The organism is Massilia sp. Se16.2.3 (assembly GCF_014171595.1).
GTDB lineage: Bacteria > Pseudomonadota > Gammaproteobacteria > Burkholderiales > Burkholderiaceae_D > Telluria.
Genome location: NZ_CP050451.1, coordinates 1,885,200 through 1,898,202, shown reverse-complemented (window position 1 = coordinate 1,898,202; position 13,003 = coordinate 1,885,200). Strand labels below are relative to the sequence as shown.

Annotated in this window: 13 protein-coding genes and 1 pseudogene; 8 read left to right on the top strand and 6 right to left on the bottom strand. The window is 65.6% G+C overall.

Annotated features, from left to right (window positions below; genetic code table 11):
- Positions 1-36 precede the first annotated feature (36 nt).
- Positions 37-1,221: a hypothetical protein gene (locus G4G31_RS08800; RefSeq protein WP_182991101.1), complete on the bottom strand. Its 1,185-nt coding sequence runs from the start codon at positions 1,219-1,221 to the stop codon at positions 37-39.
- A gap of 66 nt (positions 1,222-1,287) precedes the next feature.
- Positions 1,288-1,707: a hypothetical protein gene (locus G4G31_RS24700; protein WP_183108106.1), complete on the bottom strand. Its 420-nt coding sequence runs from the start codon at positions 1,705-1,707 to the stop codon at positions 1,288-1,290.
- 664 nt (positions 1,708-2,371) lie between these two features.
- Here G4G31_RS24700 and G4G31_RS08790 point away from each other — a divergent pair.
- The 5 genes from G4G31_RS08790 (at position 2,372) to G4G31_RS08770 (ending at position 6,597) form a co-directional block, all read left to right on the top strand.
- Complete coding sequence (locus tag G4G31_RS08790; RefSeq protein ID WP_229425467.1) at positions 2,372-2,959, top strand: RNA polymerase sigma factor; 588 nt, start codon at positions 2,372-2,374, stop codon at positions 2,957-2,959.
- Entirely contained in the window at positions 2,956-3,606 is a 651-nt protein-coding gene (locus G4G31_RS08785; RefSeq protein WP_182991098.1) for a zf-HC2 domain-containing protein, read from the top strand. The genes G4G31_RS08790 and G4G31_RS08785 overlap by 4 nt, the downstream gene beginning before the upstream one ends.
- Entirely contained in the window at positions 3,603-4,889 is a 1,287-nt protein-coding gene (locus G4G31_RS08780) for a S8 family serine peptidase (RefSeq protein ID WP_229425466.1), read from the top strand. The genes G4G31_RS08785 and G4G31_RS08780 overlap by 4 nt, the downstream gene beginning before the upstream one ends.
- On the top strand, positions 4,847-5,527 hold the full coding sequence (locus G4G31_RS08775; protein ID WP_182991097.1) for a TorF family putative porin: 681 nt from the start codon (positions 4,847-4,849) through the stop codon (positions 5,525-5,527). The genes G4G31_RS08780 and G4G31_RS08775 overlap by 43 nt, the downstream gene beginning before the upstream one ends.
- Before the next feature lie 146 nt (positions 5,528-5,673).
- Complete coding sequence (locus tag G4G31_RS08770) at positions 5,674-6,597, top strand: hypothetical protein (protein WP_229425465.1); 924 nt, start codon at positions 5,674-5,676, stop codon at positions 6,595-6,597.
- Between the two features lie 326 nt (positions 6,598-6,923).
- Here G4G31_RS08770 and pstS read toward each other — a convergent pair whose 3' ends face one another.
- Positions 6,924-7,967, bottom strand: coding sequence for a phosphate ABC transporter substrate-binding protein PstS (gene pstS / locus G4G31_RS08765; protein WP_182991096.1), 1,044 nt, complete (start codon positions 7,965-7,967; stop codon positions 6,924-6,926).
- 140 nt (positions 7,968-8,107) lie between these two features.
- Between pstS and G4G31_RS08760 the strand changes: the two genes are divergently transcribed.
- The 3 genes and pseudogenes from G4G31_RS08760 (at position 8,108) to ggt (ending at position 10,286) form a co-directional block, all read left to right on the top strand.
- On the top strand, positions 8,108-8,497 hold the full coding sequence (locus tag G4G31_RS08760; RefSeq protein WP_182991095.1) for a hypothetical protein: 390 nt from the start codon (positions 8,108-8,110) through the stop codon (positions 8,495-8,497).
- 30 nt (positions 8,498-8,527) lie between these two features.
- Positions 8,528-8,839: pseudogene (locus tag G4G31_RS25560) on the top strand (gamma-glutamyltransferase); the annotation flags it as partial.
- A gap of 46 nt (positions 8,840-8,885) precedes the next feature.
- Positions 8,886-10,286, top strand: coding sequence for a gamma-glutamyltransferase (gene ggt, locus G4G31_RS08755; RefSeq protein ID WP_229425583.1), 1,401 nt, complete (start codon positions 8,886-8,888; stop codon positions 10,284-10,286).
- 25 nt (positions 10,287-10,311) lie between these two features.
- On the opposite strand, the gene G4G31_RS08750 is transcribed toward ggt, so the two are convergent.
- Genes G4G31_RS08750 through G4G31_RS08740 form a run of 3 tightly spaced genes read right to left on the bottom strand, consistent with a single transcriptional unit; the run spans position 10,312 to position 13,003 of the window.
- Complete coding sequence (locus G4G31_RS08750) at positions 10,312-11,739, bottom strand: hypothetical protein (RefSeq protein WP_182991094.1); 1,428 nt, start codon at positions 11,737-11,739, stop codon at positions 10,312-10,314.
- Positions 11,736-12,608 (bottom strand): ABC transporter ATP-binding protein, encoded by an 873-nt coding sequence (locus tag G4G31_RS08745; protein WP_182991093.1) that lies wholly within the window; start codon positions 12,606-12,608, stop codon positions 11,736-11,738. The genes G4G31_RS08750 and G4G31_RS08745 overlap by 4 nt, the downstream gene beginning before the upstream one ends.
- A complete protein-coding gene (locus G4G31_RS08740) occupies positions 12,605-13,003 on the bottom strand; it encodes a GntR family transcriptional regulator (protein WP_182991092.1) in 399 nt (132 codons plus the stop codon). Before G4G31_RS08740 ends, G4G31_RS08745 begins: the two co-directional genes overlap by 4 nt.

Below are 13,003 nucleotides of genomic sequence, written 5' to 3'. Positions count from 1 at the left end.
CGTCATCAACGCTACAAGACTTTTCATCGACACGTGTCACGATGCGTGCGCACAAGCAGCCTGGACGTGCGATACCGCTACAGGCTCCCAATCTGCCGAAAAAGGCTGCTCCAGCAAAGCGCAAACCAATGCGCCCAATTCAACGTTCATGTGCTCGCGGGCAGCCAGCCCGCCGCCATCTTCGCGCTGTGCATGGGTGACGAATCGCGTAAAGCGGTCCCAGTCAGCGGAAAGATGCGAAACCAGGATGCGTGCCAGTTCGTAGGAGAGCAGGTTCCCATCGTCGGTGCGGAAGAAGGATTCGCCGGTCCAGAATTGCTGCATTTCCGCCGTGCCCCAATAGCGCAGGTGCTTTTCATGCAGCTCGTGGGGCGTGTAGATAAGGCGAGGCACACCGGTCAGGCGCTGCTCGGTATTCACGGCCAGGCCTTCATCGAGCCATCGCGGCAAAGTCAGGTGCGACAACGCGCTGTGGGTCATCTCGTGCGCGATCACCGCTTCAATGGCAGCGAGTTCGGCGAGCGGGACGACAAAGTGAGGCACACTGGAATTAATGAACATGCCGCTACTGAAGGAGAATTCGCCGTTGTCCGGATAGTAGGCCGATACGTACTGGTAGTACGCGTCTTCGTCATGCAGCACCAGCAGAACGCTCTTGCTACCCGCCGGGAATACGGCCAGGTCACGCAGCACGGCCGTAATGCGCCTGCGCGTGGTGGCCATGAAGATGCCGGTCGCCCGCAGAACGCCGCTTTCCAGTGGCGACAGGATAAAGGCGTGCTCAGTTTCAAAGAGCCGGAACTCTGGTCCACAGGCTTCACGCATGTGCATCAGCCATGCCTTGGCAACGCAGGCCATGTCGGCTGTGGAGGCCTGCGGGCTGGCGGCGAGCCAATGATCAAACGCGTCCGCAGAGATGACGGGGAATCCGTGTACTTCCACGAGCTGCCTTTGGACATCAAAGTCGGGGCAGCCGGCAACCCGAACGATCATGGGCGCAGAGCCGTCAACTGTACCTTGCAGCGGTTCATGCTTCCTGGCCGTAGGCGCATGCTGCGTGATGTGGCCGGTCGCCATGAACAGGCCAATGAAGGGCACCAGCCAGATCATCGCAATCAACATGTTCTGTTTGTACCTGGTGTCGGCGCCACGCCGGATCGACCGGCTGGCGGACAGGTTCAGGATGATGAGGCCTATAAGCAGCAGGAAGATATAAAGCATTGAGAGAAGTCTCTGGTTGCGCAGGAAAGCAGGTGCGGCGTGCGGCTGGATCAGCGTGAAGATTGCTCAGAACACGACGATAAAGGCAGGAATCATGATTGCCAAATACCCGAAGGGAAGCAGGTTGGAGGTGGGCCCCAACGGATGACTTTTTTCGTCCAAAAAGGGGTGATCGTGCGCGTACCCTTTCCCATCGAGCAGCAAGCCGGCGAGATATTTAATCGGGGCCGATATCTCGGCCGTCATCAGGAACACACCTACCGGCCTGTTCAGCGTGATGCCGTACCTCGTGTTCGGCTTGGGCAGAATCTTGCTCGCCTGGGGAGTGACACCACCCGAACGACCGAACGAGCCCGCCCATACGCGTGAATAAGAAAAACATGAATCACTTTTAGGTATGAGTTCGACAAGTTGCGGAAGTGATCGAGCTAGGCAGCGCGGACAGTCATCACGAAGAACTCTACCGGAGTGTTGGTAAGCCAGCAACTAAAATATCGCCGTTGTTCAACTGCTTTTCAAAACTGGGATGCGGGCTTCAGTGGAATGTGGTTGGGCCGCCCTCGTCGACGGCAATTTTCGGCTGCAAAAAGGATTTGCATGGATGAGACGGGTAACGGTGAAGGGAAACAATCACCCTCTGCAAATCAAGGATTGCAGCTTGTCGGTGGGGTCTGTTTGCTCGCATTTTTGATGTACTACGCCTATACATACCCTTCAGTCAGTGGACCACCGATTAGCTTGTAGTCCTTCATCGCTTTTTGGCTTCGAGAATTTTTACTGCTTGGTTTTTTCGCCATCGCCATCGTCTTATTAGTTGTCCGTAAGTTGGTTTTGGTTATGAGACGGGCGTTTTCAAGGCTGAAGTGACCGTCGGTTGTGGGTCAGTTGCGGACATCCGGATCGACGAAATCATCGCCTCGTACGGCAGTGATCCGGAAATAATCCCTAGATTGTTCGTTGACGCAGTCGATCGAAACGCCTGGCCGCCCTGCGCATGCTGCAATTCCCCCACATAGTCGCAATTGCCATGTAGCAAGCCCGCACACCACGTGCGACAATCGCCAGGCATACCACGTTGCACACCCCATTGAACCTTTTCCAGGCCGGCGGGTATATACCGGGCAGCGGAAAGATGCGGGGAGAGACGTGCGTGGAAAAAACGAGCGATGACATTGCAAGCCTGGCCAGGACGCCGGCGGGCGAAGCCTGCCTGGTCGGCCGGGTTGCGGCCGGCGACCGGCGCGCTTTCGAGACCCTGTACCGCGCCTATTTCCCGCGACTGACGCGCTTCCTGCAGCGGATGACGCGCAGCGCGCCGCTGATCGAGGAAATCGTCAACGACACGCTGCTGGCCGTCTGGCGCAAGGCGGCGACCTTCGACGGCAGCAGCAAGGTGTCGACCTGGGTTTTCGCGATTGCCTACCGGCGCGCCTGCAAGGCATTGCAGGCACTGGACGAACCGGTCGAGGCCCTTGCCGACGAACGCGAAGGCCTGGAGAGCGACCGCCCCGAATGGCAGTTCGACCAGGGGCGCCTGGCGCATGCGGTCGACGCTGCCCTTGCCACGTTGCCGCTGGCGCAGCGCATTGCCTTCCAGCTGACCTTTTATCATGACATGACTTATCCGGAAATCGCCGACATCATGGAGTGCCCCGTCAACACGATCAAGACGCGCATGTTCCACACGCGTAAACGTCTCGCCGTCCTGCTCGACGGCCAGCTGGAGAACCGGCCATGAATACCCCTGCACACCAGGAAGCCCAGGAGCTGCTGCCCTGGCTGGCGAACGGCAGCCTCACCGGCACCGAACGGGACCGGGTGCAAGCCCACCTGCAGGTGTGCGCCGCCTGTCGCCTCGACCTGTCGATGCTGCACACGCTGCGCGCCGCAGGTCCGGCGCCAGCGCCCCAGCTCGACGCCGAGGCGGCGCTGGCGCGCCTGCTGCCGCAGCTGGACGCGCCGGCCGCCTTGCCGCCGGTCGCGGACCCGGCGCCGCCCGTGCCAGGCTGGCGCACGCGCCTTGCAGCGAACGACGGCCGCTGGCTGCGTACCGCCGTCGCCCTGCAGTTCGGCGCCATCGCCGTGCTGGCACTGCTGCTGGCACGCGCGCCCGCAAGCCCCGACGCAAACACGGATGCCTATCGCCTGCTCGGCGCCGATGCCGGCCAGCGCAGCAGCCTGGTCGTGACCTTCAATCCCGATACGCCGGAGCGTGAATTGCGCCGTATCGTGCAGGCCAGCGGCGCACGCGTCGTCGGCGGGCCGACCGTCACCGGCGCCTGGCTGCTCGATACCGAGGACGAACCGGGCAAGACCGTGACCCGCCTGCGCGCCGAACCGGCTGTCACCCTGGCCGAGCAGCTGGGCGCGGGAGGCCAGCCGTGACACGCGTCCTGGTCCTGCTGCTGGCCTTCGTCCTCATGCTGGCCTTCTCTGACGGTGCCGGCGCGCAGGAGGCGAACCCTGTGCCGGCGGCCGAGGCAGCGCCTGCGGTTGCCCCTCCTCCCGCGGCGACGCAGCGCCAGCTCCTGGTCATGCTGCGCCTGCCGCCAGACCACTTCCACGCCGACGGCGCCTACGGCGGCGGCTACAACGACGACAGCGGCGGCGCCGCACGCCGCCGCCTGGCGCAGGCACTCGCTGCGAGCCACCACCTGCGGGTACGCGACAACTGGTCGATGCCGGCGATCGGCGTCGACTGCTTCCTGATGGAGGAAACCGACGACACGCCGCTCGAACGGGTGCTGGACGCCCTGGCGCACGATGCGCGCGTGGTGTGGGCGCAATCGATCGAGGATTTCCAGGCCCTCGGCAGCGCCGACCCGCTCTACCCGATCCAGCCGGCCGCGCGCGACTGGCACCTGGCCGACCTGCACCGCATCAGCACCGGCCGCAACGTGCACATCGCCGTGATCGACAGCGGCGTCGATGCATCGCACCCCGATCTCGCCGGCCAGCTGGTCCTGCGCCGCAATTTCGTCGACGACGTGCCCGATGCCGCCGAGACCCATGGCACCGCGGTCGCCGGCGTCATCGGCGCGCAGACGGGCAACGGCGTCGGTATCGCCGGTGTCGCCCCGGGTGCCAGGATCATGGCGCTGCGCGCCTGCTGGGAACAAGCGCGCCAGCCGGCGCGCTGCAACAGCTTCACGCTGGGCAAGGCGATCAACTTCGCGCTCGAGAACGGCGCGCGCATCATTAACCTGAGCCTGGGCGGGCCACCCGACCGGCTGCTGCAAAGCCTGCTCGATGCGGCACTGGCGCGCGGCGTCATCGTGGTCGGCGCGGCCGATCCGCAGCGCGCCGACGGCGGCTTTCCGGCCGCCCACCCCGGCGTGATCGCGGTCGGGCGCGGCGGCGAACGGCGCTTGCCGCTGTCGACCATGCTGTATGCGCCCGGCACCGACATCCCCAGCTGCATGCCGGGCACGCGCTGGGGCGTCGTGTCCGGCTCGTCCTATGCCGCCGCCCACGTCGCGGGCCTGTCCGCCCTGCTGGCGCAGCTGCAGCCACGCGCCAACGCCCAGTCGCTGCGGCGCATGCTCGACGCCGCGGCGGCCTCCTCGGCTGGTAACATAGACGCTTGCGCCGCCCTCCGGCGGGCCTTCGACGCCTGCGTTTGCCAATGTTCCCAAAGCTCCGCCACAACCCGCGCCGTTTCACCCTAGCCGCCTTCGTCCTGCTGTGCGGCGCCGGCAGCGCGCACGGCCAGACCAGCGCCAACCTGTCCCTGCTCTCGGCCTATGCGGCGCGTGGCGTTGCCCTCGATACGCGGCCGGTGCTGCAGTTGCGGGTGGAGCACGACGCCGCGGCCGGCTGGTATGTGGGCGGCTTTGCGTCTCCCGTCCGGCTGGAAGGACGCAGCGGCAGCCAGTTGATCGCCTATGGCGGCCGCGCCCAGCGCATCTCGCCCACAATAACGCTGGACGCCGGCATTACCCGCAGCGCCTTCCCGCGCAGCAGCCAGTTCGACTACAGCGAACTCCATGTCGGCCTGCTGATGGGGCGCGCCAGCGCGCGGCTGTTCTACTCGCCGCGCTACTACGGCGAAGGGCGCAGCGTCTACCTCGACCTGAACGATGCCTATCCCCTCACCGACAACGTGAGCCTGGCCGTCCATGCCGGCCTGCGCCGTCCCTTCGGCGAGTACCGCGATGCGACTGGCGATGGCGGCGACCTGCGCGCAGCGCTCGCCACGCGCACCAAGGGCTACCTGCTGCAGGCGGGCCTGCAGAAAACCTGGCATCCCTACCTGCCGGCCGCCCCTGCGCCGGCCTTCACCGCCAGCGTCAGCCGGCAGTTCTGAATTTTTTTCTCCGCGACGTGAACCTTCGGGCGACTGACCGGTATTAACGGGTTGAAGCACCTGGCAAGGCCGACGCGCCGGGTGCGAACGAAGCGTCATCGTCAACGGACCGGTCCCTGCACCGGTCCAACCCTCAGGAGAAAAGAATGAAAAAATTGATCTCGGCTTGCTGCATCGGCCTGCTGTTTGCGGCACAATCGTCCTTTGCCGCCGACTCCACCGGCTGCGAAGGCGGCGGCTTCACGGTGCTCGGCAAGAGCGGTTCGCAAACGACCAGCGTCGCAGCCGGCAGCGTGGGCTCCGTGTTTCGCGTGCAGGGAAAATATATCCAGTTCGACGTCGACGCCGCCAGCTTCGGCGTGCTGAACTACACGATGACGGGCGCGCCGAATCCGGTCGACATCACCGGCGGCAAGGCGACCCCGGTATTCGAGAGCAAGATGCCCGACCATCGCGGCCTGGTCCTGAACGGCAGCGTCAGCGTGGAACTGAGCAGCTCGGCCGACATGGTGCTGACCCGCAGCGGTCCGGGCCTCACCATGAAAATCCAGGCCAAGGACTGCGCCAACGGCGGCCTGTTCCAGATGGAAGTGCAGCGCACCGACGAGACCAAGACCGTGTTCACGCACAAGCTGGCCGAAAGCGCCTTCTACTACGACAACCGCAACTTCCGTAACCGCGAGGGCGACACGGTCGCCTACAAGGACACCACGCTGAAGGTCACGCCGCGCATCAACTTCGGCAACGACTACTCGCGCAAGTTCGTCGGCCGCGACAGCCCGCAGTTCGCCGACCGCATCACCGCACCAAGCTGCACCAACCAGATCGTGACGCGCACCGGCGCCATCAGCAACGTGCTCCATTGCGGCGGCGTGTCGCAATGGTCGGTCGCCAGCGGCGGCCGCATGGGGCAAGTGATGGGTGAAGACGCCACCGAGGTCGCGCCGCCGGCAACGGTCTGCACCCACAAGTGCCAGGCCCGCAACCGCACCCGCGGCGAATCGACCGTACTGGGCTCGCCCTTCCCGGTCGCCGAGGCGGATCGCCTGAAGCCGCGCTATCCGCAGTAATGCTGTTCTTAGGGTGGGCACTCCGTGCCCACGCGGTGTCATCGTTTGAGACTGGCGGCCTGTCCTGTACCCGGTCAGTTTTCGTAGCGTGGGCACCTGTGCCCACGCGGTCTCATCACTAATGAGACGGCGCTTCCTGAACTCGCATGAAGACAGCCACACCGTGAACGGGAGCAGCGAGATCAAACATGCTCCTTGATCGACTGCCGTACCGCGTGGGCTCGAGAGCCCACCCTACGAGAATCCCACCCCAAAAAAACGGCGGCCTCCTGTAAAAGACCGCCGCCAGCCCTACGGTAAATCTGCGGCTCTGCGTCCGCCCGCAATCAGTAAATTGCCGCGCCCGACGCGTCCTTCAACTGCACTTTCCACACGCCCTGCACCAGCTTGATGACCGATGCCGGCAGCGGCACGTAGTCCAGCTCGGCCGCTGCGGCGGCGCCGTTCCTGAAGGCGTATTCGAAGAACTTCACGACTTCCCTGCCCTTGGCGGCATCTTCCTGGGACTTGTGCATCAGGATGTAGGACACGCCCGTGATCGGCCAGCTGGCCTTGCCCGGCTGGTCGGTCAGCACGACGGCGAAGCCGGGGGTCTTGGTCCATTCGGCGCTGGCGGCGGCGGCCTTGAAGTGCTCGTCGTCGGGCTGCAGGAACTGGCCGTCACGGTTCTTCAACTGGGTGTGCGCCAGCTTGTTCTTCCTGGCGTAGGCCCATTCGACGTAGCCGATCGAACCCTTGATGCGCTGGACATTGGCGGCGACGCCCTCGTTGCCCTTGCCGCCCACGCCCGTCGCCCACTTCACGGCGGTGCCGGCGCCGATCTTGCTCTGGAATTCGGGATTCGTCTTCGACAGGTAGTCGGTGAAGAGGAAGGAGGTGCCCGAGCTGTCGGCGCGGTGGACGACGGTGATGTCGTCGCCAGGGAGTTTCACGCCCGGGTTCAGGGCGGCGATTTCCGGCGCGTTCCACTTGGTGATCTTGCCGAGGTAGATGTCGGCCAGCACCGGGCCGGTCATCTTCAGCTGGCCAGGTGCCACGCCTTCGACATTCACGACGGCGACGACGCCGCCCATGATGGCCGGGAACTGCATCAGGCCCGCTTCGTCCAGTTCGGCCGCTTTCAGGGGCATGTCCGAGGCGCCGAAGTCGACCGTCTTCGCCTTGATCTGCTTGATGCCCGCGCCCGAGCCGACCGACTGGTAGTTCATGCCGGTGCCGGTGGCGGCCTTGTAGCTCTCCGCCCATTTCGCATAGATCGGATACGGGAAGGTCGCGCCCGCGCCGGTGACGTCCGCGGCGAACGAGGAAGTCATCGCAAAGGCAGCGGCGGCGCCGGCAATCATCGTCTTGAACATGTGCTTGGTTTTCATTATTGGCGAAACTCGGGTTGGTTGAGAGACGAGCGCAGTCTAGCGAGCGAATATGACGCCTGTATGACCGGCACCATGCGCCGGTGGCCTGGCATTTTTGCTATCCTGCACTGACCGACATCTTCGCGATCCGAGACCAGATGCGCCATCTATTCGCCCTGCCCGTCTTCTGCGCCGCCATGGCTGCCTGCGCCGCACCCGGCGGTGGGCCGCCGGGCCCCATCACGCTGGCGCTGCACGCGAGTGCGCAGATTGCACCCGGCCTCACGCTGACCTACGACAGCGTCGAAGACAGCCGCTGCCCGCCGGGCGTGCACTGCGTCTGGGCCGGCGTCCTCGCCTACCACTTCAGCTTGCAGGGCAAGAACGGCCCCGCTGAACGCTTCGAACTGCAACCCGGCAAACCCGGCCATGCGAGCGCGCTGCTGCCCGGCGCCCGCATCGAGCTCGACGAATCGATCGCCGCGTCGCCGCCACCGCAGGGTGCGGCGCCAACCCTTCCCGTCAGGCTGCGCGTCAAGCCGGCGTGAGTCCACATTCCTAGCCACCATAGCCCATCCATGACCCGTCCAGCCACCGCCCTCGCCTGCACCCTGACCCTTTCCATTGTCCTGCAGGCGCCGCCGGCGCTGGCCAGGACCCCGGTTGCTACCGGCAGCGGCGGCGCCGTCGCCACCATCAGCGAAAAAGCCTCGCAGTCGGCGCTCGCCATCTTGAACAAGGGCGGCAATGCCATCGACGCCGCCGTGACCGCGGCCGCGACGCTGGGCGTGACCGACCCGTACAGCTGCGGTATCGGCGGCGGCGGCTTCATGGTGATTTATCTTGCCAAGGACAGGCGCGTGGTGACGATCGACCACCGCGAGACGGCACCGGCCAGCACGACGCCGAACGTGTTCCCCGGAAAACGGCGCGCCCATCGACTTCGAACAAGCGGTCGCCAGCGGCGCCTCGGTCGGCGTACCGGGCACCGTGCGCGGCTGGCACGAGGCGCTGTCGCGCTATGGCAGCATGGATTTCAAGCAGGTGCTGGCGCCGGCCATCGACGTGGCATCGAAGGGTTTCGTCGTTACCGACCATTTTTCCAGCATGACGGCGCTGAACGAGAAAAAATTCGCCCAGTTCACGACGAGCGCCGCGCTCTACCTCGGCCCTGACGGCAAGGCGGTCAAGCCCGGCACGCTGCTGCGCAACCCCGGCATGGCCAGGGCCTACCGCGAGATCGCCGCCCACGGCCAGAAAGCCTTCTATGAAGGCCCGCTGGCGCGCGCCATCGTCGACACCGTCAACAAGCCACCCGTCGCAGCGGGCCTGCGCGTGCGCAGCGGCGGCATGACGCTGGCGGACCTGGCCAACTACGAAGCCCGCATCCGCCAGCCGGTCAAGAGCACTTACCGCGGCTACGATATCTACGGCATGCCCCTGCCGAGCAGCGGCGGCGTGGCCGTGGCCGAAGCACTGAACATCCTCGAAGGCTACGACCTGAAAGCGATGCCGCGCGCCCAGGCCGAACACCTGTACCTGGAAGCGAGCCGGCTTGCCTTCGCCGACCGCAATGCCTACCTGGCCGACCCCGAGTTCGTCGATGCGCCGGTGCCTGGGCTGCTGACGAAAGACTTCGCCGCCCAGCGCCGCAAGCTGATCGACATGCAGCGCGCGGCCGGCGTGGTGGCGGCGGGCGACCCGTACGGCTACCAACAGGATCCGAGCGTGCCGCTGCGTCCGCAAACGCGCCCGCTGCAGCGCGAGAGTGCGCACACGACCCACTTCACAGTGTCGGACAAGGAAGGCAACGTGGTGTCGTACACCTTTACCATCGAGTCCTGGGGCGGCAGCGGCATCGTCGTGCCGGGCTACGGTTTCCTGCTCAATAACGAGCTGACCGACTTCGATTTTTCAGGCCCGCACCCGAACGTGCCGGAAGCGGGCAAGCGTCCGCGCTCGAGCATGGCGCCGACCATCGCCCTGAAAGACGGCAAGCCCGCCTTCACCATCGGCAGTCCGGGTGGGTCGACCATCATCACCACCGTCCTCCAGACCATCGTCAATTACCTCGACCTCGGCATGCCGATGGACGCGGCGCTGAACGCCCCGCGCCTCTCGCAGAGAAATAGCGCCGTCACCTCGGTCGAACCGGGCTTCGCCGGCACGGCGCAGGCGAAGGCGCTGGAAGCCTTCGGCCACAAGTGGGAAGAGCCGGCCGAGGAAATCGGCGCGGCGAACGCCATCGTGTTCAATCCGGATGGCACCGTGACGGCGGTCAGCGAAGGCCGCCGTCACGGGGTAGGCACGGCGCTGGTGCAGAAGCGCGGCCATTGAAGGTCAGCTGAACATCGGCTGCAGTTCAGGCCAGGCGCCCCACCGGGAAGGCGTGGGGAGCGCCCGCCACGCGGCGCCAGCGCAGCGTTACCGCCAGCGCTCCCAGCGCGATTGACACCAGTGCTGCCACCGGCAGGACCGGCGTATCCAGCATGCGCCCGAGCGGGACTGCGACAGCGAACGACAGGCCCAGCGAAGCGGCCAGCCCCAACGCGATCCACCACCCGGCCGAGCCGCTGCGGCGGGCGTGGTCGCGCAGGTTCGATGCAATCAGCGGCAGGGCCAGGCAGCAGATGAACAGTTCCCGCCACAAGGTCTCGTTCGATCCGCCAGTGATGGCGACGACTGCCACCGCGACCGCGGTGATGCAGGCCCACTCGAGCAAGGCAGCGCGCAGCAGGCGCCAGCCCAGCTTGCGGTTGAACGCGGCAGCGCTGCCCGGAATGCCGGGCGCCAGCCGTACCAGCGACTGCTCGCCGCGGGTGTGCACCAGACGCATCGAGCGGCCCTCGTAGTCGAACAGCTGGACCAACAGAGCCGATGAGGCGGCTACCCAGCTGCCCTCGGCGATCATCTCGAGCGTGGCGGCGCTGGACTGGTAGCGCAGCAGGAACATGGCGATTGCGGCACCCGGAACCAGGGCCAGCAGCGACAGGTTGCGCTGGGTCCAGTGCGTAGCCGGGCCGAGCACGTGCATCAGGAGTGCCCCGTCCCTGCGGCCTGCGATATCGCGACGCAGTACCGCCTGGTAGGCCCACAGCCCCAGGCGCGGGGTGCGTGCCTGCCTGAACTGGCCGTCCATGCTCATCTGGTCGGTCATCAGCTTCTGTTCGGCCTGCAGCCTGTAATGACGGTCGCCACCGTTGGGGAACATCGTCTCCAGCGTGTAAGCCGCCAGCGCCAGCATCAGCATCGTGGCCACCGCCAGCACCGGTGCGGTGACGAGCAGCGCGCGCCAGTCGGGCGGTATCGACGAATGCAGGATGGGGAACAGCGGCAGCACGAACAGCAGGCACTTGCCCCAGAAGTTGCCGCTGCGTCCAAGGGCCATGGCGGCCAGCCAGAAGCCGGTGCCGAGGAAGACATACGACACCCGCATCGGCGTGCCAATCGTCATCAGGGTACTGAGTACGATCGCGGAAACCCACACCAGCACCGTCAGCTCGCGCAGCCGGCGCCGCATGCGCGGCACCAGGATGGCATTCGCCGGCGTGTTGAGCTTCATCGCGCCGGGAACGAAATACATCAGCCAGCCGAATGCCAGCACCACGTAGACGGCGCGCAGGGCGTAGGCGAGTGCGGTGACGGGATTCCCGTTCTTGAGCATGACCAGGGTGGCGACGGTAGCGCCCAGCACCAGGCCCATGCAGCCCAGCATCAGGTTGGTGCGCCGGTGGCTGATCGCCAGCGCGGCACGCCACAGCATCGCGTAATCCCTCAGGGCGGCGATCATTGCGTCACCTCGATGAACAGGTCTTCCAGGCTCAATGGCTCGACGCGCACGCCGGCCTGCTGGCCCACCGCACCGAGCACGGCGCCGCCATGGGTGACCACGCTGACGGTGCCGTCACGGCTACGCTGGCGGCGCAATTCGCCGGCCAGTTTCACGCCGTCGAGGATCGCACCGGGGCCGGTGACGCGGCGTGCGCCCTCCAGCAATTCGTCGAGCTGGCCCTGCAGGGTGATGGTACCGTCCTTCAGGAAGGCGATGTCCAGCGCCACCCGCTCCAGGTCCGACAGGATGTGGGTCGAGAACACGACCGTGGTGCCGTGCTCGATCACGCCGTCGATCAGTTCGCGCAGGAAGTCGCGACGGCCGATCGGGTCGAGCGCCGATACCGGTTCGTCGAGCACCAGCAAATCCGGGTCGGGGCCGAGCGCACGGATGATCGACAGGCGCTGCTGCTCGCCGCCCGACAGCTTGCTGATCGCCTTGTTCTGCATGCGCTGGTCGAAGCCCCAGCGGGCCAGCAGCGCATCGACCTTGGCATCGTTCCAGCGCGGGTACAGGGCCTTGAAATAGTCGAGCATCTGGCGCGGCGTCAGCCAGTCGAACAGGTCGGACTTTTGCGGCACGTAGCCGATGCGGGCACGGCTCGCGTCGGACAGCTTGCGCACGTCCTCGCCGAAGATGCGCACGCTGCCGCCATCCGTTTCGCGCAGGCCGAGCAGGCATTCGAGCAGGGTCGACTTGCCGGCGCCGTTACGCCCCAGCAGGCCGATGACCTGGCCCGGCATCACTTGCCAGTCAAGGCTGGCGAGGATGGGGGTAGTGCCGAATTGCTTGCTGATCGAAGACAGCTGGACGATCGGTGTATTCATGCTTGTTCCTTCAGGATCTGGGTGAAGAGGGAGAGGACGGTGTCTGGATCGAGTTCGAGCTGACGCGCTTCCATGGCGGCGCGTTCTAATGTGGGTCTGAGCAGTTCGGCGCGTTCAAAGGCGCTTTGCCTTGTCTGCACGCGGTCGGCGACGACCATGCCCATGCCGCGCCGGCGCGCCAGCAGGCCTTCCATTTCGAGCAGGCTGTAGGCTTTGGAGACGGTCATCGGGTTCAGCGCAAGCGACTGCGCCACTTCGCGTACCGAGGGCATGGCATCGCCGGGCGCCATCTGGCCGGCGGCCACCATGCGCCGCACCTGCTCGACAAGCTGGCGATAGATCGGCTCGGAGGAGCCGGTGGTGATGGAAAACAGCTGGGCGGTGTGGGAGGTCAT